Here is a 21,872-nt window from a genome sequence, read left to right on the forward strand (position 1 = left end):
TTAAATTATGAGTACTTGTATGAGTTTACAAAATAATATATGTGAATATTTGACAATTGTATCATTTATTGATATATAGAATAGAAAGGAGAATTTTATGCCAAGAAAAGATTCTATTGATATTGGGGAACTAACAGATTCTGCTTTTTATATTTTATCTAGTGTTATTGAGGAAAAGCACGGATACCTAATTATGAAAACTATTGAGAACCTTACTAATAATGAAGTTACTATTGGTCCTGCATCACTTTATACAACACTGAAAAAGCTTTTATCAGCAGATTTAGTGGAGTTAGGTTCTGACACAGATGATAATAAAAAAGTATATAAAATAACAAATAAAGGACGAGAGATGCTGATAAAAGAGATTGAGCGTAAAAAACAGATGGTTAAATTTGCTGAAAATTTTTTAAATTAGAAAAGAGGTATATTCATGAAAAGTAAATATGTAATGATTAGTGGATTTGCATTTACTGAAGAAGGTGATATGGAAAAACTAAAAAATTATGCAAGGCAAGGCTGGATATTAGAAGATATAGTAGGAGGTTTTTTCTATAAGCTAAGAAAAGATAAGCCTCAAAATATAGTGTATAGTTTAGATTATCAATCGGATACCGATGGAGAGTATTTTACCATATTCAAAGAAGCAGGATGGGAACTTGTTATTTCTATAAATAACCAAATGCATATTTTTTTAGCGCAAGCTGGGACTAAGCCTATTTATAGTGATAGTAAATCGGAAATAGATAAATATACACGTGTAAGAAATCAAACAAGAAGGGGAACAATCTATTCTTTAATAATAGCTATAGTATTAATAAGCTTGTTAGTTGTTTCTGTAATAGCTATAAGACCTATATTTCTGATTATCTTAGGAGTATTAGTAATTGATATTTTCATATTTATCTTTAATTTTATGCCTTACTTAGCTTATAACTCTAGAATTAAACAAATAAGCAGGTATGGTAGATGTAAAAGTGAAGCAGAAAATAACAAAATCACATGGAAGTTATATGCAATTTCAGGCGTTCTATGGTTAGCTATAGGAATATGGCATTTAATTGGGAAATTATATTTTTCCGCAATATTTTTTATAATTTTTGGTGTTTATTTTATTTTTTCAAGTTCAGCCTACTTTAAGAAATATAAAAAGTCATTTTAAATTTTATTCAAAACATTTAAAGTGTAAAAATCTCATTTAAAAGTAATACGTAGAAGTGTATCATAAATGAGTTTTTTACTAAACCTGTAATATTCTACTTTTACTCTATCGATTCTACTTGTGGTGGGTTTCAATATAGTGACTTTGAAATTATTATACTATTAAAGGTGGTGTAATCATGGATACAAAAAAAATCGGAAAATTTATATCAGATGCTAGAAAAAAGAAAAAATTTACACAAGCAGAACTGGGAGAATATTTAAATGTAACTGATAAAGCTGTTTCAAAATGGGAGTGTGGTAAGTGTCTACCAGATAGTTCATTATTTGAAGAGATAAGTAAAGTATTAGAAGTTTCAATGATTGAATTATTAAAAGGAGAATATATTGAACAAGAAAATGCAGAAGTAGAAAGTAATAAAACTATAAACTCATTGCTTAATGAGATTAAAAAGTTAAAGAGAAATGAATCTTTGGTTGGAGCTTTATGTGCTATATTAATATCATTTGTTACAGCAATTTATTCTGTTATATGGGAACCAGGTGAAAAAGCTTATCAACAATTTTTTTCAGGATTTATTGAAGCTATCAGTGGTAGCTGCCTTATTATAGGAATAATTCTTATATTTTATACATGGGTAAAATACTCTGAAAAAAATTCTAAATAATAAGTAGAGTATAAATTAACTCTTATGGGGCTGTCGAATAGACAGCCCAATTAAGAATTAATAATTAAAAGTGGATAGTTATTTTTAGTAATTTGTTCAAATTTACTGAAAATAACTTAGTTTTGAAAACTCCTAAGGGAGTTTTTTAATTTTTTACTTTCTAGAATATTTAGTATACTGTGAGCAATTTCTCTTCCATTTACAAGTAATGTAATTTTATGAATACCAGGATAATGTTTACGTGTAGTAAGATCTGCAAAGCTATGAGTGCATATTCCTGATAAATGTTCACCACCTGACATAGTTTTATCGGATAAGAAAAACAACTTACGGGATAAGCGTGAATTTGATTTTATAAAGTCAATACCATACTCTAAACGGATATGTGAAGGCGTATTACGTACTATATCAATTGAGTAATTAAGCTCACAGCTATCTCCTATCTTAAGTTCCTTTGGAGTAACATTAAAAATTACATTCTTAAATAAAGGGTTTTCATCAGAAAAATCTGTATAACCAAAGAGATCTAATGCTATAGGATTTGCATTTCGCACTAGAGTACGACAACCTTTTCGAAGAATCCAGTCTGTTTCAGAACTATAGCCTATCCATTTTTTTACTAGTTCTATAACAACTTTAGGATTATCTTTTGAAATATCATTTAGGTTGTTGGCTACACTTTTGCGTACATAAAGTGATGTGTCTGCCATAAGATTTTCTAAAATTTTTAAAATTGGTGATGGATTATTTTTAAACATAGGAAGTGATGTTCCCCATGGAAGACGGGGACGACAGCCTTCACTGGAAAAGCGACGAATATGTTCATTTTTATGCAATGACCATTTAAACATATAGACCATTACACGCTCAGGATCATTAAGTAAAAATGGGCGGATAGCGAACTCTGATGATGACTGCTCTGTAAAACGTTCTAAGGCATTCATTGAAAGTTCAAAGTGTTTTTTATTCTGTCCATAAGTAGCGACAAAGTCAGGAAAAAATAAATATGGAAATCCAACACAGTCTTCATTTATTAAAAATAAAATTTGTAGAGCGTCTTCAAAATCCTTTGGAAGATATTCGCCTAATTTCTCTGCGATCTTATGTATTCTGGCTTTTAACTCTAATTCAGCCCATGGAGGTGATAAAACACAAGCTGTAAACAGCTCTGAATTAAATTCTGTATAGACTTTATGAACTTTATCTCCAAAGTCCTTTAAAAATTCACTTGAATAAATATTTTTTAATGGTTCACTCATAACTAATTTTCATTCTCCTTCAAATTCTTTGTTTATATTAAATAATGATGATTTACTTAGCATATTTTCTAAACGCGTAGAAGTTTCATCTAAAAGTATAAATTATATAACTTGACAGCATAATGTCATATTATGTGATTTTTTAATAAAAATATACGATATTCTTTTCACAATTTTCTATAAAAAATATTTCTAAATAACGGGTACAATTATGCAAATATCAAATACAACTTTTAAGGAAAACTTTATTATTTATAACTATCTAATAATAGTATAATAAAAATTAAGAATAACTATAGTAAGGATTTGTTAAATATGTATAATATAATGATAATTGATGATAATGAACAACTACAAAATGGAATAGGAAATGTGTTAGTTAGTAATGGATATTCCATTATTAAACCAAGGGAGTTTTGTAATATTTCTTATTTAGTAAAAGAAAATAATCCGAGTCTTATATTGTTAGATATAAATTTGCCTGAAAGTGATGGGTTTAAAATTTGTACAGAAATAAGAAGTTTTTCAAGAGTTCCAATTATATTTATAACAAGTAGAGATACTAATATAGATGAATTAATGGGCATAACATTAGGTGGAGATGATTTTATAACTAAGCCTTATAATACTCAAATTCTTTTAGCTAGGATAAAATCTCTTTTAAAAAGAACTTATCCAAGTGATGGAATAACAGATATTATTGAACATAATGGAGCTAGGATAAATATTTTATCAAGCACTGTTGAGCATAATGGTAAAGTCATTGAGCTTACTAAAAATGAATTGAAAATATTACATTACTTATTAAATAATAATGGAAAGATAGTATCTAGAGTAGATATTATGGAATATCTTTGGGACAGCTCTATGTTTGTAAATGATAATACTCTTACAGTCAATATTGGCAGGATTAGAAGTAAATTTGAGGAGCTTGGACTAAAAGATTATATAAAAACTAAAAGAGGTCAAGGGTATTTAGTATGAGTTTAGGTGATTTCTTAAAAAGTAGATTTTCAGTAATATTTTCAAACTCAATTGCCTTGATAACTTTATTAGTTTTTCTTTTTAGTGTAGGAAATACTTTAGATACTTTAAAGATAATATCAATTATATGGATCATAGTGCTTGGAGCTTATTTATTCTTTCAATATAAAAATAGAAAAGCATTTTTCAATGAGATTTCAAAGAGTATAGACAATTTAGATAAAAAGTATTTAATTAGTGAGGTTATTGATAAGCCAGTTTATTTAGAAGCAGAACCTTATTATTATTTACTAAAAAAGGCTGGGAAGTCAATGAGAGAAGAAATAAATTCTATTAAAAATGAAAGAAAGGAATACAAAGAATATATTGAACAGTGGATACATGAAGTTAAAACGCCAATAGCATCTATCAAACTTATAGAAGAAAATAATAAGACAAAGATATCAAGGATTGTGCTACAGGAACTTGAGACTTTAGATAGATGTGTAGAGCAGGCCCTGTTTTATGCAAGAAGTGAAGAAGTAGAAAAAGATTACTTAATAAAAGAAATGTCATTAGAAAATTGTATAAATAAAGTAATAATAAAAAATAAACAAATATTTATTTTGAATAACATAGATGTTGAAATAGAAAATGTAGATAAAAATGTATATTGTGATAGCAAATGGCTTGAGTTTATTTTAAATCAAATTGTAGTTAACGCTAGTAAGTATAGAAATCCAGAAAATCCAAAGGTGAAGATATATACTGAGGATATTAAAAATGGAATTCAACTTATAATAGAAGATAATGGACTTGGGATACCTCAAGCTGAATTAAATAGAGTGTTTGAAAAAGGTTTTACAGGTAGCAGGGGAAGATTAAATAACAAATCTACAGGAATAGGATTATATTTATGTAAAAAATTATGCGGAAAATTAGGATTAATAATAGATATAGAATCAAAGGAAAATTTATATACAAAGGTTATAATTGTATTTCCAAAAGGAAGCTTTGTTATGAAATAGACTTATATAAGGTGACAACATTGTAACATTAAAGTAATATTAAATCTAATTAGATGGGGTTTAAATGTTGTACAATCCTATTGAGGTGAGATAAATGGAAAAGATATTAAGTATAAAAAACGTTGAAAAATATTATGGAAACAAAGTGAATGTAGTTAAAGCTGTTGATGATATAACTTTTGACGTATATAAAAGTGAATTTGTAGGTGTTATGGGACCATCTGGATCAGGAAAGACGACGTTATTAAATATGATAGCAACAATTGATGATGTTAGTTCTGGCAATATTTATTTGGATAAAGAAGATTTAACTGAAATAAATCAAAAGAACATAGCAAAGTTTAGAAAGGAAAACTTAGGATTTATATTTCAAGACTTTAATTTATTAGATACACTAACTATTCATGAAAATATAGCTTTAGCACTTACTATAAATAAAACTAAAAAAAGTGAAATAGATAATAAAGTGTTAAATATAGCAAGAAAAATTGGAATAGAAGATTTACTAGAAAAATACCCTTATGAAGTATCTGGAGGACAAAAACAAAGAACTGCTTGTGCAAGGGCATTAGTGACTAATCCTAAACTTATATTAGCTGATGAGCCAACAGGAGCACTTGATTCTAAATCTGCTCAAATGTTAATAGAAATGATGTCAAATTTAAATAAAGATTTAGGTGCAACTATATTAATGGTAACTCATGATTCATTTACAGCTAGTTATTGTAATAGGATATTATTTATTAAGGATGGTAAAATATTTACAGAACTAGTGAAAGGTGAAGATACACGTAGACAGTTTTTTAATAAAATATTAGATGTAGTGGCATTATTAGGTGGTGATGTAAGAGATGTACGTTAAATTAGCCAAAAGTAATGCAAAAAAATCTATTAAGGATTATTTAATTTATTTTATTACAATAACAATATGCGTAAGCTTATTTTATGCTATTACATCACTTTCAAGTTCAAGTTATGAACTAATTACTGAGGAATCTTATAACTTTAGAAATTTAAAATTAATATTAAAGTATTCAACTTATATAATTACAGCAATGCTTATTTTACTTGTAGCTTATGTAAATAAATACATAATAAGAAGACGTCAAAGAGAGTTTTCAATATATATACTACATGGAATGGAACAAAAAAATGTGGCATTGATGTTTTTCATTGAAACACTCGTAATTGGAATTTTAGCTATAATATCGGGAATATTTGTGGGGACTTTATTTTCTCAAGTAATTACAGCTATAGTTTTAATAAGTGCAAAGCAAGAAGTAGCATTTAGCTTTAAGTTATATATGGATACGGTAGGAATTACATTTATATTCTTTATATCTATGTTTTGTATAATAGGATTGTATAATATTATAGTTTTAAGAAAAATAAAACTTATAGATATGTTAAATGCACATAAGCAAGTTGAGTTTCAATTTAAAAGAAGTGGGAAAGTTTATAGTGCAATATTTGCATTATCAATAATTTTATATATAATATGTGGCTATTGTACTTTTAAATTAATAAATACAAAAATTGATTATAGTATAAAATCTTTAATGTTTATAGCTATATCACTTTTGGCTTTTATAATAGGAACTTATGCACTATTTTATTCTATTTCTTATATACTTATACACATAAAAAATAAGTATATTAATTTTAAGTACGAAGGTACAAATTTATTTTTAATAGGAACACTGGTATCTAAAATAAAGTCAGCTCCAATACTAATGGCTACTATAGCAATGACCTTTTTAGGAGCGATGATAAGTTTTATAATTACACTTGTAATGGCTCAGTGGGCTATAGGATATTTAGATATGAGAGTTCCTTATGATGTAGAAATAAGAAATAATTATAGTAATGGATTTTTAACAGAAAACAATATAACTGATATTAAAGATATACCTCAATTAGATTATAGTGAGATTATAGATTACTTAAATGACAAGGATCATGATGTAAATAGTTATTGCGAGGTAGAAAAATATTTTATAAATAAAGATGATTTTTATAACAAAGATAAAAATAATGTTTCAACTATAGCTATAAGCTTAAGTGATTTTAATAAACTAAGAAGTATGCTAGGGTATGATGAAATAGAGCTTAAGGATAATGAGTTTACAACTCAATGGCATAGTGCAGTCAATGATGAAGAAATAAGTAATTATATTAAAGATTATGCTAATTTGAATGTAAATGGAGAAGAACTAAAACTAAGTGAAAATTCAAATTATAAAGAATCTATTGGAGAAGGGCTTTATGGATCTTACGTAAATAATATTATAATTTTACCAGATAAGGTATGCGATAATCTTACTTTTGCAGAGAAAAACTTTGTAGCTAATATTAATAATAAAATGAGTTATGAAGAAGCTGATGATTTTCAATATAAGTATGTTAATGAGTGGTTTAGAAAAAGTAATGATGAATTTATAAAAAAATATGATATATCATCTAGTGTAGTTAGAGTCAGAATAAAATCATCGGAAACTAATAATATCTTAAATATGACTTTAGCTATGAGAATTCTTGGAATATATTTAGGTGTAGTATTACTTATGATAAGCTTAACAATTTTATCACTTAGTCAGCTTGCAGATTCCATTGAGCATAAAGATAGATTTAGTGTGCTAAAAAGATTAGGGGTTGAGGATAAAGAAATTAATAAGATTATATTAAAGCAAATTTCATTATATTTTATAATTCCTATATCTATAGCCATGGTTGGAGTTATAGTTTTTATTTATAATTATTATCTGATTTATAAAGATATAATTAGTACCTATATTGGCGATATTACATTTATTTTAAGTATAATTACTGGAATTGTATTAATGATTGGAATTTATATTTGTTACTTTGGAGGAACATATTATACTTTTAAGAGAAATGTTAATAGTTAAATTTATTTGATTATAAATTTATATGAATTTTTATATCAATATTTATTATTAATAAAAAAAGCATAAAATATCACTCATCATGATTCTGAGGATAGTATAATTGATTAAAATAGAAGACAAAGGGTTTCAAAACTATTCTTTGTATTTATTAAAATGATAGGAGTGATTATTATAATGGAAAATAATCTTAGATTTTATCAAGAGCATGATATTATGACAGAAATAAAAACCATGGAAGATATGGTTACCAATATACCAAAGGATATAAAAACTATTATATCTTATGTACAAAATATATTGCTCCATCAATATTGGAGTGAGGCTTATGGAGTGAAGCTTAGCGATAAAAGAAAAGAAGAACCATTTGTACGAAGGTTTGAAGATAAACTGATTTTTTTAAAAAATATTGGATATAATCATATATCTAATAAAAATCAAAATGTAAATAAAATGATAGGGATATGTCGTGATTTTACTTTAGTAGCAGCTGCACTTTGCAGGGAGGCAGGTATTCCCGCTAGGGCAAGGTGTGGCTTTGCAAGTTATTTAGAAAAAGGCAAATATATTGATCATTGGGTTATTGAATACTGGAATGAAGATAAGAAAAGGTGGGTAATGGTGGATGCACAACTAGATGACATCCAGATAGATAAATTAAAAGTGACTTTTGACCCTCTAGATATAAGTAAAGAGTATTTCATAACAGGGCCAAGAGCTTGGATGATGTGCCGAGAAGGCTTAATTGAACCTGAGTTGTTTGGAATCTTTAAATGGTGGGGATATGATTATTTAAGATGCAATTTAATCTTAGATACTAATTCACTACTAAAGCTTACAATGCAGCCATGGGATATGTGGGAAGGATATAAAAGTATGCCAATAGAAAAATGGACACAGAAAGACTATGAAGTAATGGATCATTTATCTAGTCTTGCCATGAATGTTGATAATAACTTTAAGGATTTATATAATTATGTTCAAAGGAATGATAAAATAAAAGTACCTGATGATTTGGATAAGGTTATTAATATTTTAAAATAAGGTGATAGATATGTGTTATATAAATTCCATAAAGAAAGCATTGATTTATATTGAAAACAATTTGCAGGAGGATATTGACTTATCTGCAATATCAAAAGAAGCGGGATATTCTCTTTATTACTTTCATCGTATTTTTAAAGGTATAGTTGGAGATTCAATGAAGGATTATATTAGGAAGAGAAGACTTACAGAAGCTGCAAAAGAATTGGTATATACCAAAAAGTCTATTGTAGAAATAGGTATAAAATATGGCTATGAATCAAGAGAGGGCTTTAGTAGGGCTTTTGAAAAAGTTTATGGAAGAAATCCATCAGAGGTAAGACGAGATAATTTGCTTTATTTTATAAGAGAACCAATAAATGTTGATTATATGATGTTTCAATTAAAACTAACTACAGAAGGATTAACTCCTTTGTATCGTAATCTTCCTGAAAGATATGTAGTAGGAAAGAAGTGGAAGGTGAAGGCAGATGGGAGCAATTTGCAAGACATACCATTATTGTGGCAAAAGTGGAATAATGAGAAAGAAAGCGAAAAGATAATAAATCGTAAGTGTGCTGATGAAATTATGGGAATTTGTATATTTTCTCAAGGATATGCATTTGATTATATGATAGGTCATGAAGTTAATACTATGGAATATGTTCCAGAGGATATGGTGATATATAGATTAGAACCCTCACTTTATGCAGTTTTTAGAGTCATTGGACCAATAACAGAAAGTGTACAAAAAACTTGGGATTATATATATTCAGTATGGCTTAGTGAATCAAAATATAGACATCGAAACATGGATGACATTGAGTATTATTATTATAATGAAGATGAACTTGTTGCTGATCTTTATATACCTATTAGTAATTATTAATATATACAAATAAAAAAGGACTTACTATGATAAGGAAGTCCTTTAAACATATTTTAAGAACAATTCATATTAATAAAGAAATTAACATTATATAAAGAAAGAGCAAACAAAACATCTAATTAAAAACTATTATTATAAAAAGTATAATAAAGAGCAATGATTTAAAAAATATTTGTAAAAAATAGGAGATAAATATATGATTTATGTTGCTTTACTAAGAGGAATAAATGTCGGTGGAAAAAATAAAATAGATATGAAATTGCTGAAAGAAACTTTTATACTAGCAGGAATGGAATCTGTTATTACATATATTAATTCTGGAAATGTGATTTTTACAGATATGAAACATACAAAGTCAGAAATAGCAGAATTTCTCGAAGAAGCTATATTTAAAGATTTTCAGTTAAATATTAAAGTATTGATCCGTAGCCAAAATGATTTTGAGCATATGATGAAAATTCTACCAGAATCATGGAAGAATGATAAAACTATGAGAAGTGACGTATTATTTTTATGGGAAGAATTCGATAGAGAAACAGTTATTAATGAATTTAAAATTAATAAAGAAGTAGATACTGTTATTTATATAGCAGGAGCAATTCTATGGACATTAGATAAAGCAAATATTACAAAAAGTGGGTTAAATAAACTTGTAGGAACTGACTTATATAAAAAAATGACAGTGAGAAACGTTAATACTACCCGTAAAATATATGAAATTATGAAAGGGATAGAATAACCTGAATTAAAATAACATAGTATATTTATGATAGCTTCTAATAGCATCTTATTTATTGTCGAAATGCAAAAGGTTATCATAAGTAAGTAACACGGATATTTAAATTTTTTTCCATAGATAAATTAAAAATGATCGTGTATTCAATAGATAACACGATCATTTTTCTCTGTTATATAAAGATATCATTTTTTCTTCCATATTATTTGCAGTTTTGTAAGAAGCAGTCCACTATCACTTGTAATATTATGAATTGTATTAATACCGTTATTTTCATCATAAACCACTTCAGATGAAATATGTAGTGTATCTCCATCAGTTGTTTCCTTTTTAAACAATACTTTAATGTTAAATAAATTATATTCGGTTAAAATAGATCTTGGTAGAGTATCCATAGCCATTTCGATATACTTTACATTATTCACATGCCCATTAGAGTCAATATCACTATATCTAACAGGATAGTTTTTCATGTAATCTGCTTTTTGAATTTTAGGTATATCATCTAAAACAGGTACTTCATCTAATTCTTTTTTAAGACCATATATTTCGCTTTGTTCAGAGGATATCCTCATAGGACGTCTCTTTTCAAAATCTATCAATATAGCGGTTGAAAAAACTTCTCCCATAACTTTTCCTTCAGAGTTTTTTATAGTATTTTGTCTATAACCATAGAATTTTTTTGCACCTAATACCTTAGTTTGAACTTTTATTTCATCTCTTAATTTAGGATATTCATATATAGTTATATCATATTTTAAAAGTACCCAAATACAATTATTTTGAGCAAAGCCTTCCTTAGTTTCTCCTAAAGAGTCAGATTGGGATATAATAACATCCCATAAGAAATCTCCTAAAGATGAAAATTTACATTTATGTTCAGAGTCAACATCAAAAAAGTTTATTGTATAGTCCTTTTCAAAAATATCATTCAATTATAGTCCCTCCTTTTTTAGTTTAAATATGTTTTATATTAAATATTGTATCATAGTTTTAGAAATTTCATATATTTTACAGAATATCTAGAAGATAATGGACTTAATAAATATTAATAAATTTTCTTATAAGTACGATAGTTTAAGTATTGCCGATTATTGATTACTTCTTACATATAGGGACTTATCAATCTAAGAAATCATAGAAAATATAGTAATGCAACCGATGGTTGACAAAAAGAAATTATTAGTTGGTAGATAAAAACAGGTATATTTTGTATAATTTTTAATGGAGGTGAAGAAATTGAAGTTATCGGAAAAATTACAATTATTAAGAAACAATAATAGGCTATCTCAAGAAGAGCTAGCAGAGAAATTAGGAATATCAAGACAAGCAATTTCAAAATGGGAGTCTGGTAAATCAATACCAGATTTAAACAAATTAGTATCGATATCTGAATTATACAATGTAACTATTGATAGTTTAGTTAAGGATACTGATGAAATTTATATCTTAGACAGTAATGAAATAAAAATTAGTGAAGAGCAAAAACCTGAAAAAGTAGATGATAAAAAAACACAGTTAGTTATTAATATAAATAGGGGTTATCCATTAGAATATGAATATAAAAGTAATAAAATATTATTTGGACTACCGCTAGTGCATATTAATATTGGTAGAGGGTTTAAAAAATCAAGGGGTATAATTTCAATAGGAAATATATCATGTGGAATAATATCATTAGGGTTTATATCATATGGAATTTTAAGTTTTGGTTTTATATCTATTGGTCTAATCACATTAGCACTTTTATCAATAGGATTATTGCTAGCAGTGGGAGTTATTTCTTTGGGGATTTTTTCTATTGGCGCAGTATCTGTAGGAATCTTTTCTATTGGAGCAATATCAATAGGGAAATATGCTGTGGGGGCTAGTGCGATAGCATCAGACATAGCTATAGGTGATTATGCAAGAGCTAATATAGCTATAGGAAATAATACAGAAGGAACACAATCAATTTCTCTACAAACTTCAGCAAGTGATATAAAAAATTTAATAAAGCAAGAATATCCTAATTTAAGTGAGTGGGTTATGAATATAATAGATTTCATTATTAAAAATATTAGGATAGGAGGAAGATAATATTAGATTATGGTTTGAAGCAAATAACTCAATATATCAGAGAAATAATTTATATTTAAACTACTAGAAGTAACTATAGGGCTACATCTGAATTTTTTAAAATTATTCAGTATATAGCCTTATTTTTATATTATCCAGAATGATATACAATCCCATACATATATACCATTATATAATCTTACTAATATAAATTAATTATAGATTAATAGTAGTACTTTGAAACTTAGAAAATAATACTTTATGGATAAAATAGTGCACTTTTTCCTTTATAAAATTTATTTTTTTATTTTATGTTAAAATTGCAATACTAAATTTGAAAAGTAGCACCATTTAATTACCCTTAGAAAACATTTACAATGATATTAAGCTAGTAGTGAGGACACCTAATTATATAAAATTTATGGAGGGGTAAAATGAAAAAAATTAAAATTTTAGTTTCAAGCCTTTTAATATTTAGTATATTTTCTGGAGTTAGCTGTTCAAGTAAGACAGATAAAGTGAGTAATGAACCTAAAGAAAAGACTAATTTAGTATGGGCAGGTTGGAGTGGAGAAGAAGAAGCCAATAAAGAAACAATAAAAGAAATTATTGATACTTATAATACTTCAACAGATATGTCTGAAGTTTCATGGGTTGGCTGGCCTTGGGCTAATACATTGCAGCAGCTAATAATAAGAACTCAAAGTAATCAAGATCTTGATGTGGCACAAGTAGATATGGCATGGCTCGCAACTTTAGCCAAAATGGATGTGCTAGTAGATTTAAATGAAGTACTAGGAAAAGATTGGATGAAGCAAAACTTATCAGATGCATCATTAAATTCTGGAAACATTGATGGAAAACAACTTGCAGTTCCTTGGACTCAAGCATCTATAGGAATGGTTTATAATCCTACTATATTAAAAAATGCAGGTGTTGATAAGGTTCCACAAACTGTAGATGAGTTTGAAGCAGCACTTAAAAAGATTAAAGAATATGATAAAGATATAATTCCTTATGCAGCAGCAACTAAAGAAGCAGGAAGTATAGCTAAAGATGTAAATGCATGGTTTTGGACTTTTGGTGGTCAATATATAGATGATGATGGAGAGGTTGTAATAAATAGTGAGGCAAATGAAAAAGCATTAACTTGGTATAAGGGTCTAAAGGATAAAGGTTATATAGCAATGGATTTAACAAGATTTGATGCAAGACAATTGTTTGCTCAAAATAAAGTTGCTTTCTATGATGATGCTATACTTGCAAGAGGTATTGCTAAGAGCAATGGAGTTTTAGAAGATAATCTTAACGAAACAATAAAGCCAATGGAAAGACCTGTTTTAAAAGAAGGAGACAAGCCTCAATCTACACTATGGGGTCATCAATTAGTTATATTTAAAAGCGCTAAAGATAAAGAGAAGGCTGGAGATTTTATAAAATATTTAATAAGTGAAGAGACTTCCATTAAGTACTTTGAGGCTTCAGGATCTGTTCCTGTAATGAAATCAGCTATTAACAGTGAAAAGGTTAAAAATGATAATTGGTCAAGTGAATGGCTTAAGATAACTGAAACTGGAAAAAAGGCTGAAACACAGAAATTTGAGAATGATAGCCAACTAGCAACTATAATTACTGAAGAAATTCAAAACACTCTACTTGGAGCTAAAACTCCTAAGAAGGCATTAGAAGATGCACAAATGAGGCTTGAGCAGAATATCAACTAAGGAGGTTACTATATGCAATCAAATTTATTTTTAAATAATAAATCTGATGATGTAATAAAAAAGAATAAACTAACAGATAGTCAATTTGGCTTTCTGTTAGTACTACCAGCCCTTATAGTTTTTTCTCTAATAGTACTGTATCCTTTCTTGTCATCAGTTTCACATAGTTTTTTTAAAGCAGGAATGTTAACTACTGAGAAAAGTTTTATAGGATTAAATAATTTTAAGAGTATTCTCTCAGATCCTAATTTTACTAAAATACTAATAAATACTTTTATATTTGTTTTTGGAACAACTTTTTTATCATTTATATTAGGATTCATATGGGCTATAATATTAAATCAAGGATTTAAGGGGTCAGAATTCCTTAGAGGTATTACTCTTGTTAATTGGATAATACCTGGAACAGCTATAGGATTTTTGTGGATGTGGATATTTCATGGTCAATTTGGAGTTTTGAACTATATATTAAGAAGCTTAGGGATTATAAAGGAAAATATTACATGGCTAGCTGATCCTAAATTTTCAATGTTGGCAGTTATAATTGCAAGAACTTGGCAGTACATGCCATGGTTTATGGCACTTCTTATAGGGGGATTAAAAGGTATATCTAATGATATGGTTGAAGCAGCAAGAATTGATGGTGCAAATAATTTTAAAGTGTTTACAAAAATAGTTCTTCCGTCTATGAAAAATATTATCTTCTTCATTTTACTTTTAGGTATTATAGCAGGGCTACAGCATTTTGATATTATATGGGTTATGACTACAGGAGGCCCTGGCATATCAACAACTACATTATCCGTTGAAGTGTACAAAACTGCTTTTCAAAATTGGAACTTGGGTAGGGCTTCTGCTATGGGTACAATATGGGTTGCTATATTATCTGTATTTATGTTTTTATATCTAAAAATGCAGAGAGAAAAGTAAAGGAGGAAGCTATTATGTCAGAATTTAAATTGTTTGATAGCAAAAGTAAAGGATTTAAAATATTTTTTATAGTTTCACTAATTATAGTAGGATTATTTGTGCTTTTACCACTATACTGGATAATAATAACAGCATTAAAGCCAGCGAAAGATGCTTTCAATGTTAATCCAAGCTTGTTTCCTAAGAGTATAACTTTTGATAATTTTATACAGGTAATAACTGATAAGAGAATACTTATATATCTTAGAAATAGTTTGTTTGTATCTTTCGTAAGCTGCTTTATATCTACGGCTCTATGTACTTATGCAGGATATAGCTTTTCAAAGTTTAGATATAAAGGGAGAAAGTCATTTATGATGCTAGTAATGACTGCTCAAATGTTTCCTTTTGCAGTACTACTTTTAACAATATATACAGTAATGCGTAAATTTAATTTATTAGATAATTATCTATCGCTAATTCTGTCATTTGTTACATTTACTTTGCCAATGGGGACTCTAACATTGAAATCATATTTTGATGAGATACCAGATTCTTTAATAGAGTCAGGAAGTATAGATGGAGCATCAAGAATGACTATAATGCATAAAATAATATTTCCTTTAGTAGTACCTGGAGTAATATCTACCGCAATATATGGGTTTGTTTGGAGTTGGAATGATCTTTTATATTCATTGACTCTTGTTACCTCAGCTGCAAAAAGGACTTTAGCTCCAGGATTGTCATTAACATATATGGGAGAATTTCAAAACAATTGGTCTAATATGATGGCAGCTTCTATATTTGTATCAATACCGGTTGCTTTAATATTTATATTTTTGCAGAGATACTTTATTCAAGGTATTACTTCTGGTTCAGTAAAAGGTTAAATTTGTGAGGTATAAGAATGAATAAAAAAATTATAATTAAAGATTATGAAGTAGTGGTTATTGGTGGAGGTATGGCTGGGGTATGTGCAGCAATAGCAAGTGCACGACATGGAGCAAAGACTGCATTAGTAAGTAATCGTCCAGTACTTGGAGGAAATGCTAGTTCTGAAATAAGAATGCATATATGTGGTGCAGATTATCATGGATTTAGAAAAAATGCTAGAGAAACGGGAATAATAGAAGAAATTTTATTGGACAATAAAAGAGTTAATAGAAGTAATTCTTTTTCAATATTAGATACTATCTTATGGGAAAAAACAAAATTTCAAGAAAATCTTGATCTATATTTAAATACACATATTACAGAAGTAATTAAAGATAAAAATAAAATTACTATGGTCAGTGGAGAGCAGTTAACTACAGAAAAGGTACTTAAGTTGAATGGGAAAATATTTATAGACGCTACAGGTGATGGTACTATCGGTTATTTATCTGGTGCAGAATACATGACAGGGAGAGAAGGAAAAGATACTTTTGGAGAAAAGTTTGCTCCTGATAAAGAAGATAATCATACTATGGGAAACACTCTATTATTTACAGCTATAGATATGGGAAAAAAAGTTGACTTTATAAAACCATTTTGGGCTAATACTTATCATGAGAAAGATTTAGCTTACAGAGAACATCATGAAATCAATAGTGGATACTGGTGGATTGAAATTGGCGGTGATGATTTGGATGTAATACAGGATGGTGAAGAAATAAGAGATGAACTCTTAAAGGCTGTATATGGTGTATGGGATCATATAAAAAACTCAGGAAATCATAATGCAGATAATTTTGCATTAGACTGGATTGGATTTTTACCAGGGAAAAGAGAAAGTAGAAGAATATTAGGAGATTATGTTTTAAAGGAACAGGATTTATTTGATGGCAAAATATTTGAAGATGCGATAGCTTATGGTGGCTGGCCTATGGATATGCATACTGTGGGAGGCATAAGGACTAGAATAGAGCCAAATGACTTTATTATGATGGATGATTTATATACAATACCATATAGATCAATCTACTCTAAAAATATAAATAATTTAATGCTGGCGGGAAGGGACATAAGTGCTTCACACATGGCCTTTGGATCAACACGAGTTATGGCAACATGTGCAGTTATTGGTCAGGCTTCAGGAACAGCTGCTGCTATGTGTATAAGTAAGCAAGTTATTCCAAGAGAGATTAATAAGCACATACATGAACTTCAGCAAATACTAATGAAAGAAGACTGTTATATACCAGGTTTTAAAAATGAAGATAAAGATGATTTAGCATTATTTTCAAGAGTAAGGGCTTCAAGCTTCATTAAAAATTGTGAACCTGAAAATATTATAAATGGATATTCAAGAACAGTTAAAGATCAAATAAATGCGTGGATTACAGATGAGAATGACAAGAATCCATGGATTGAATTATATTTTGATAATAATATTTCACCTAAAGAAGTAATTATAAAATTTGATTCTAATCTATCAAAAGAAATAATGGTTTCCTTGACTCATAGTGTTAGAAATCGCCAGCAAGAAGGCACTCCAAAGGAAATAGTAAAAGATTATGATATTGAGTTTTATAATGGAGAAGTATTAGTATCAAAAAGAGGAGTTAGGGATAATCATAGAAGACGTAGTTGTTCTAAGTTTAATAATATTACCTGTAACAGAATAAGAGTTAAACCTTTAAATACATGGGGATCAGATAATATGTGCATCTATGAAATTAGGATATATTAAGAAGGCTATCTTTTGATAGTCTTTTATCTTTTGAGAAATTTGAGATATTAGATATAAAGGATTTTGAAGTAGTATGAAGAATAATATAAAATGTAAACTAGATAAAATTATTTGAATTACTGGTGGTGATATAAGTGTATAATCTTGTCATAGCAGATGATGAAAAGAACATAAGGGAAGGCTTAAGTAAATTTATTGATTGGAAAGATCTCGGGTTCAATGTTGTAATGAAATGTGAGGATGGAGAAGAGGTAATAGATTATATAAATACCATGTCTGTAGATGTAGTACTTTGTGATATTAGAATGAATAGAAAATCTGGGCTTGATGTAGCTAAGTTTGTGTCTGAAAACCCTAGGGATATAAAGGTTGTTTTAATGAGTGGTTATCAGGAATTTGAATATGCTAAAAAAGCTTTAGAATATAATGTAGTTTCTTATATAGTAAAGCCTATAGAAATGAGAGAAATTAAAGAAAAGTTTATAAAAATAAAAAGTGATCTTGATGTTTTGAAAAATATTAATGAAAAAATGAATGAGGAAAAGAAAAAAGTAATTGATATACAAAGGGATTTTAGTGTGCTTATAGATATGCAGTCTAATTTAATAGAATCTTTTTTGAACTTTGATAAGATTTTTATTTATAGTATTTTCAAGGATATATCAAATAAAGTAGTAAATATGCCTTTTAATTCTGGGATAAAGTTTTTAGAGAATACTTTAGCACTTTTGCTAAATAAAATAATTGGATTTTATTTAGGTTTAAATATAAAAGAAGATTTGATAGATATAATAAGAAATATTAGTGAATCCCAAAATTATAATAGAGCACTTGAAGTCTTTGAATTATGGATAGATTCAGCAGTTAATGGAATTGAAGAAAATAATAATAGTAATTCTAAATTAGTTATAAAAAAAGCAAATAAGTATATTGAAAAAAATTATATGAATGATTTAACCTTAGAAAAAGTCTCTGAAATCGTATTCCTAAGTCCTGTTTATTTAAGTAAGGTTTATAAGAAAGAGATGGGAATTAACTTTATTGACTACGTAACCAAAATAAGAATAGAAAGATCAAAAGAGCTTTTAAGAAATAGAAACCTAAAGGTCTATGAGATATCTGAACTTGTGGGCTATAAAAATCTTAAATATTTCTACAAGATATTTAAAAGATATACAGGATATACTCCGAATAAGTATAGAGAAATTCTTGTTAAGGATAAATGTATTAAATATAAAGAAGATAAATAGGTGTTTTTATGGGGAAAATTAAGAATTTGAATATATGGAAATATATAAAAGAATACAGATTTAACAGTATTTTAGTAAAGTATTTTATAACCATTAATCTTTTTATAACTTTTCCGCTATTTTTATCATTATTTATTGCATTTAATCATTTAAATAATATTTATAAGGATCAGATAATGAATGCTAACTTAGCTGCTTTATCAAGAACAAAAGATAGCATTGATATGATAAGCAGGCAGGTTGAAACTACTCTTTTAAGTCTTGCTACTGATTTGGAAGTAGAAAATATATTAAGATTTAGTAGTAGGAACTATGATGAAAAAAATTCAGATATGCTAAAAAGTATAAACAACATAGAAAAGGTAATAAATACCTATGTATATTATGGAGATTTCATAAATTCTATTTGTATCTATTCTGAAAAAAGTGATTATAAGATTGTTACAAGTAATATGTCCTATATAGATTGGAAGTATAGTGATACTCTTGAAAAAGAATTTTATAAAAACATTTCTAAAAGCTATTGGACATCTGTTATCCCTGAAAAGAATACAATATCATTTTTTAGAGCCATACCTTTATATTCTACCGAAAAAAGCGGAGTAGTTGTAGTTAGCATTGATATTGATAGAATTAATAAACTTATAAATCAAAATAAGGATTTCACTATTGAAGATTTCTATATACTAAATGATGATTCAATTATATTTAATAAAGATGCAAATCTACTAAACAAAAATATTAGTAGCATAAAATCACTACAAGGAATAGATATATCAAATCTAGGAAAAGGAAGCACAATTACAATAGATGGGAAAGAGTACTTTATAAATAATATTAAATCTAATTATAATGACTGGAATTTTATATCTCTTATAAGTACAAAGGATAATAAATTAAGAGTAAATAGAATCAGAGATATAATGATCGGATTTTTAATTTTTAGTATAAGTTTGGTACTAATTATTTCGTTTCTTATAGCTATTAAGCTTTTCACTCCAATAGAAGAAATAGTTAGAATACTAGAAAAGAAAAATTATGATACTATTCCGATTTATAGTAAATCGAACATAAATGAACTTAAAATAATATCTAGAGGTTTGGAAAACTCTATAAGCGATGTTCAATATCTTAAGAAAGAACTTAATAATAGAATGCATTTACTTAAAAAAGCTAGATCTATAGCACTTCAATCACAAATTAATTCTCACTTTCTATTTAATACTTTAGAAAACATAAAGTGGAAGGTTATGGAGTTTACTAATGGAGAAAATGAAGGAAGCCATATGATTTCAAATTTATCGAAACTTTTGAGAATAGGACTTAATACCAAAGGTTATATGAATACTTTAAAAAATGAAATTGAACATGTAAAAATATATTTAGAGATACAAAAAATAAGATATGAGAATAAGTTTGAAGTTTTCTATGATATTCAAGAAAAAACTTTAGAATCCATGATTCCCAAAATAACTTTGCAACCAATTGTAGAAAATGCAATATACCACGGAATAAAGCCAACAAATAAGAGATGTACCTTAACAATAAGATCGTTCCTTTTAGAAGATAAGATTTTAATAGAGATAAATGATGATGGTGCAGGGATGCAAGAAGAAGATAGTAGATCTATTAATAATGAGCTTCAGACAGAATATATAAAAGAGGAAAACCATATTGGAATAAAAAATGTTAACCAAAGAATAAAACTTAGTTTTGGAGAAAACTACGGTATAGAAATAAAAAGTAAGATTAATATTGGAACAAGTATAATTATATCAATACCCTCGGATTCTAAAATTAATTCCAATGAAATTTGATATATATTTGTGAATAAAGATAGAATTTATATTAATATTTCATAGAATTATAACTTCTTTTAAGAGTTAAGAACATACAAATAAATAATAAAAATTATTAGTTGACAATAAATATTATTTAAGCTAATATATTAATATAAAGTTGAATAAAAAAAGTTGAAAATTATAGATAGAATATGAAGGAGAAATGATTATGAAAAAGTTATTTAAATGTACTGTATGTGGATATATACATGAAGGAATGCAAGCACCAGAAGTGTGCCCAAAATGTAATTTAGGAAAAGAAAAATTTGTTGAACTTACTAGTGAAGAAGCTGAAAAGATTTATTCATCAGATAGAACTAATGACATTCATTCTGAAATAATTGTATTAGCAAATAAGATAGCTAAGCTTGCACAAGAAGGAATAGAAATAAACTTAGATCCAAAATGTGTAAATGGCTTTGAAAAAGCAAAAAATGAAGCTTGGACTATGAAACAAAGATGTAAAGCAGAGCTTGCAGGACATATGACTAACGGTAAGTGGTAAGATTACATTAAGATAGTTAAGCAAATTTTAATAGAATATTAGAAAATAAGCTATGTGCGTAAAAACATTTGTCAGTGAAATCTAAAGTGTTTTTTCTTGCATAGCTTTTAAGCTTTTATTCAAAAAAATTAATATATGCGTAAGTAACATTTGTATTTAGAGGAATATCCATTAGGGGTATTCCTCATTATTTTATTATAAATATTAGTTAAAATTATTATTAATAATAATTTTAAAACATATTATTGTCGAAAAAAGAAAAAAGCAAAGGAAATATGTTG

At 27.5% G+C, this 21,872-nt stretch carries 20 protein-coding genes; 18 read left to right on the forward strand and 2 right to left on the reverse strand.

The window, feature by feature from the left end; all coding sequences use genetic code 11:
* The first annotated feature begins 97 nt into the window (after positions 1 to 97).
* The 3 genes from ABDZ60_RS02725 to ABDZ60_RS02735 all read left to right on the forward strand — a co-directional run bounded on the left by ABDZ60_RS02725 (position 98) and on the right by ABDZ60_RS02735 (position 1,829).
* The gene (locus ABDZ60_RS02725; RefSeq protein ID WP_016207554.1) at positions 98 to 418 is read left to right on the forward strand and encodes a PadR family transcriptional regulator; all 321 of its coding nucleotides are present in this window, start codon (positions 98 to 100) and stop codon (positions 416 to 418) included.
* Between the two features lie 15 nt (positions 419 to 433).
* Entirely contained in the window at positions 434 to 1,162 is a 729-nt protein-coding gene (locus ABDZ60_RS02730) for a DUF2812 domain-containing protein (RefSeq protein WP_343775764.1), read from the forward strand.
* Between the two features lie 178 nt (positions 1,163 to 1,340).
* Entirely contained in the window at positions 1,341 to 1,829 is a 489-nt protein-coding gene (locus ABDZ60_RS02735; protein WP_016207556.1) for a helix-turn-helix domain-containing protein, read from the forward strand.
* Positions 1,830 to 1,945: 116 nt separating this feature from the next.
* On the opposite strand, the gene ABDZ60_RS02740 is transcribed toward ABDZ60_RS02735, so the two are convergent.
* The gene (locus tag ABDZ60_RS02740; RefSeq protein WP_343775768.1) at positions 1,946 to 3,088 is read right to left on the reverse strand and encodes a DNA alkylation repair protein; all 1,143 of its coding nucleotides are present in this window, start codon (positions 3,086 to 3,088) and stop codon (positions 1,946 to 1,948) included.
* Positions 3,089 to 3,403: 315 nt separating this feature from the next.
* Here ABDZ60_RS02740 and ABDZ60_RS02745 point away from each other — a divergent pair, with 315 nt between their 5' ends.
* The 7 genes from ABDZ60_RS02745 (at position 3,404) to ABDZ60_RS02775 (ending at position 10,636) form a co-directional block, all read left to right on the forward strand.
* Positions 3,404 to 4,072 (forward strand): response regulator transcription factor, encoded by a 669-nt coding sequence (locus ABDZ60_RS02745; RefSeq protein WP_016207558.1) that lies wholly within the window; start codon positions 3,404 to 3,406, stop codon positions 4,070 to 4,072.
* Positions 4,069 to 5,079: a sensor histidine kinase gene (locus tag ABDZ60_RS02750; RefSeq protein ID WP_016207559.1), complete on the forward strand. Its 1,011-nt coding sequence runs from the start codon at positions 4,069 to 4,071 to the stop codon at positions 5,077 to 5,079. Before ABDZ60_RS02745 ends, ABDZ60_RS02750 begins: the two co-directional genes overlap by 4 nt.
* A 94-nt stretch (positions 5,080 to 5,173) precedes the next feature.
* A complete protein-coding gene (locus tag ABDZ60_RS02755) occupies positions 5,174 to 5,941 on the forward strand; it encodes an ABC transporter ATP-binding protein (protein ID WP_016207560.1) in 768 nt (255 codons plus the stop codon).
* Positions 5,931 to 7,988 (forward strand): FtsX-like permease family protein, encoded by a 2,058-nt coding sequence (locus tag ABDZ60_RS02760; protein WP_343775774.1) that lies wholly within the window; start codon positions 5,931 to 5,933, stop codon positions 7,986 to 7,988. Before ABDZ60_RS02755 ends, ABDZ60_RS02760 begins: the two co-directional genes overlap by 11 nt.
* A 174-nt stretch (positions 7,989 to 8,162) precedes the next feature.
* Positions 8,163 to 9,029 carry a transglutaminase-like domain-containing protein gene (locus tag ABDZ60_RS02765; RefSeq protein WP_343775777.1) on the forward strand — a complete coding sequence of 289 codons (867 nt, stop codon included), beginning with the start codon at positions 8,163 to 8,165 and terminating at the stop codon, positions 9,027 to 9,029.
* 10 nt (positions 9,030 to 9,039) lie between these two features.
* A complete protein-coding gene (locus tag ABDZ60_RS02770) occupies positions 9,040 to 9,897 on the forward strand; it encodes an AraC family transcriptional regulator (RefSeq protein ID WP_343775780.1) in 858 nt (285 codons plus the stop codon).
* Between the two features lie 196 nt (positions 9,898 to 10,093).
* Positions 10,094 to 10,636 (forward strand): DUF1697 domain-containing protein, encoded by a 543-nt coding sequence (locus ABDZ60_RS02775; RefSeq protein ID WP_343775783.1) that lies wholly within the window; start codon positions 10,094 to 10,096, stop codon positions 10,634 to 10,636.
* A 182-nt stretch (positions 10,637 to 10,818) separates the two neighbouring features.
* Here ABDZ60_RS02775 and ABDZ60_RS02780 read toward each other — a convergent pair whose 3' ends face one another.
* On the reverse strand, positions 10,819 to 11,568 hold the full coding sequence (locus ABDZ60_RS02780; RefSeq protein ID WP_343775786.1) for an acyl-[acyl-carrier-protein] thioesterase: 750 nt from the start codon (positions 11,566 to 11,568) through the stop codon (positions 10,819 to 10,821).
* A gap of 295 nt (positions 11,569 to 11,863) precedes the next feature.
* Here ABDZ60_RS02780 and ABDZ60_RS02785 point away from each other — a divergent pair, with 295 nt between their 5' ends.
* From ABDZ60_RS02785 to ABDZ60_RS02820, 8 genes are all read left to right on the forward strand, one after another.
* Positions 11,864 to 12,712, forward strand: a complete 849-nt coding sequence (locus ABDZ60_RS02785; protein WP_343775955.1) for a helix-turn-helix domain-containing protein — start codon at positions 11,864 to 11,866, stop codon at positions 12,710 to 12,712.
* Positions 12,713 to 13,125: 413 nt separating this feature from the next.
* Positions 13,126 to 14,415, forward strand: a complete 1,290-nt coding sequence (locus ABDZ60_RS02790) for an ABC transporter substrate-binding protein (protein ID WP_343775789.1) — start codon at positions 13,126 to 13,128, stop codon at positions 14,413 to 14,415.
* Positions 14,416 to 14,427: 12 nt separating this feature from the next.
* On the forward strand, positions 14,428 to 15,345 hold the full coding sequence (locus tag ABDZ60_RS02795; protein ID WP_343775792.1) for a carbohydrate ABC transporter permease: 918 nt from the start codon (positions 14,428 to 14,430) through the stop codon (positions 15,343 to 15,345).
* 14 nt (positions 15,346 to 15,359) lie between these two features.
* Complete coding sequence (locus ABDZ60_RS02800) at positions 15,360 to 16,214, forward strand: carbohydrate ABC transporter permease (protein WP_016207567.1); 855 nt, start codon at positions 15,360 to 15,362, stop codon at positions 16,212 to 16,214.
* Positions 16,215 to 16,231: 17 nt separating this feature from the next.
* Positions 16,232 to 17,995, forward strand: a complete 1,764-nt coding sequence (locus ABDZ60_RS02805; RefSeq protein ID WP_343775797.1) for an FAD-dependent oxidoreductase — start codon at positions 16,232 to 16,234, stop codon at positions 17,993 to 17,995.
* A gap of 134 nt (positions 17,996 to 18,129) precedes the next feature.
* Positions 18,130 to 19,245: a response regulator transcription factor gene (locus tag ABDZ60_RS02810; RefSeq protein WP_343775800.1), complete on the forward strand. Its 1,116-nt coding sequence runs from the start codon at positions 18,130 to 18,132 to the stop codon at positions 19,243 to 19,245.
* An 8-nt stretch (positions 19,246 to 19,253) separates the two neighbouring features.
* Positions 19,254 to 21,062, forward strand: a complete 1,809-nt coding sequence (locus tag ABDZ60_RS02815) for a sensor histidine kinase (protein ID WP_343775803.1) — start codon at positions 19,254 to 19,256, stop codon at positions 21,060 to 21,062.
* 193 nt (positions 21,063 to 21,255) lie between these two features.
* On the forward strand, positions 21,256 to 21,591 hold the full coding sequence (locus ABDZ60_RS02820; RefSeq protein WP_343775806.1) for a rubredoxin-like domain-containing protein: 336 nt from the start codon (positions 21,256 to 21,258) through the stop codon (positions 21,589 to 21,591).
* The last annotated feature ends 281 nt before the right edge of the window (positions 21,592 to 21,872 follow it).

It is taken from the genome of Clostridium sartagoforme (assembly GCF_039521405.1).
GTDB lineage: Bacteria > Bacillota > Clostridia > Clostridiales > Clostridiaceae > Clostridium > Clostridium sartagoforme.

Bases quoted from the DNA above. Each gene is read 5' to 3' on its own strand.
- ABDZ60_RS02725 (WP_016207554.1), top strand. From the start codon at position 98: ATGCCAAGAAAAGATTCTATTGATATTGGGGAACTAACAGATTCTGCT.
- ABDZ60_RS02730 (WP_343775764.1), top strand. From the start codon at position 434: ATGAAAAGTAAATATGTAATGATTAGTGGATTTGCATTTACTGAAGAA.
- ABDZ60_RS02735 (WP_016207556.1), top strand. From the start codon at position 1,341: ATGGATACAAAAAAAATCGGAAAATTTATATCAGATGCTAGAAAAAAG.
- ABDZ60_RS02740 (WP_343775768.1), bottom strand. From the start codon at position 3,088: ATGAGTGAACCATTAAAAAATATTTATTCAAGTGAATTTTTAAAGGAC.
- ABDZ60_RS02745 (WP_016207558.1), top strand. From the start codon at position 3,404: ATGTATAATATAATGATAATTGATGATAATGAACAACTACAAAATGGA.
- ABDZ60_RS02750 (WP_016207559.1), top strand. From the start codon at position 4,069: ATGAGTTTAGGTGATTTCTTAAAAAGTAGATTTTCAGTAATATTTTCA.
- ABDZ60_RS02755 (WP_016207560.1), top strand. From the start codon at position 5,174: ATGGAAAAGATATTAAGTATAAAAAACGTTGAAAAATATTATGGAAAC.
- ABDZ60_RS02760 (WP_343775774.1), top strand. From the start codon at position 5,931: ATGTACGTTAAATTAGCCAAAAGTAATGCAAAAAAATCTATTAAGGAT.
- ABDZ60_RS02765 (WP_343775777.1), top strand. From the start codon at position 8,163: ATGGAAAATAATCTTAGATTTTATCAAGAGCATGATATTATGACAGAA.
- ABDZ60_RS02770 (WP_343775780.1), top strand. From the start codon at position 9,040: ATGTGTTATATAAATTCCATAAAGAAAGCATTGATTTATATTGAAAAC.
- ABDZ60_RS02775 (WP_343775783.1), top strand. From the start codon at position 10,094: ATGATTTATGTTGCTTTACTAAGAGGAATAAATGTCGGTGGAAAAAAT.
- ABDZ60_RS02790 (WP_343775789.1), top strand. From the start codon at position 13,126: ATGAAAAAAATTAAAATTTTAGTTTCAAGCCTTTTAATATTTAGTATA.
- ABDZ60_RS02795 (WP_343775792.1), top strand. From the start codon at position 14,428: ATGCAATCAAATTTATTTTTAAATAATAAATCTGATGATGTAATAAAA.
- ABDZ60_RS02800 (WP_016207567.1), top strand. From the start codon at position 15,360: ATGTCAGAATTTAAATTGTTTGATAGCAAAAGTAAAGGATTTAAAATA.
- ABDZ60_RS02805 (WP_343775797.1), top strand. From the start codon at position 16,232: ATGAATAAAAAAATTATAATTAAAGATTATGAAGTAGTGGTTATTGGT.
- ABDZ60_RS02815 (WP_343775803.1), top strand. From the start codon at position 19,254: ATGGGGAAAATTAAGAATTTGAATATATGGAAATATATAAAAGAATAC.
- ABDZ60_RS02820 (WP_343775806.1), top strand. From the start codon at position 21,256: ATGAAAAAGTTATTTAAATGTACTGTATGTGGATATATACATGAAGGA.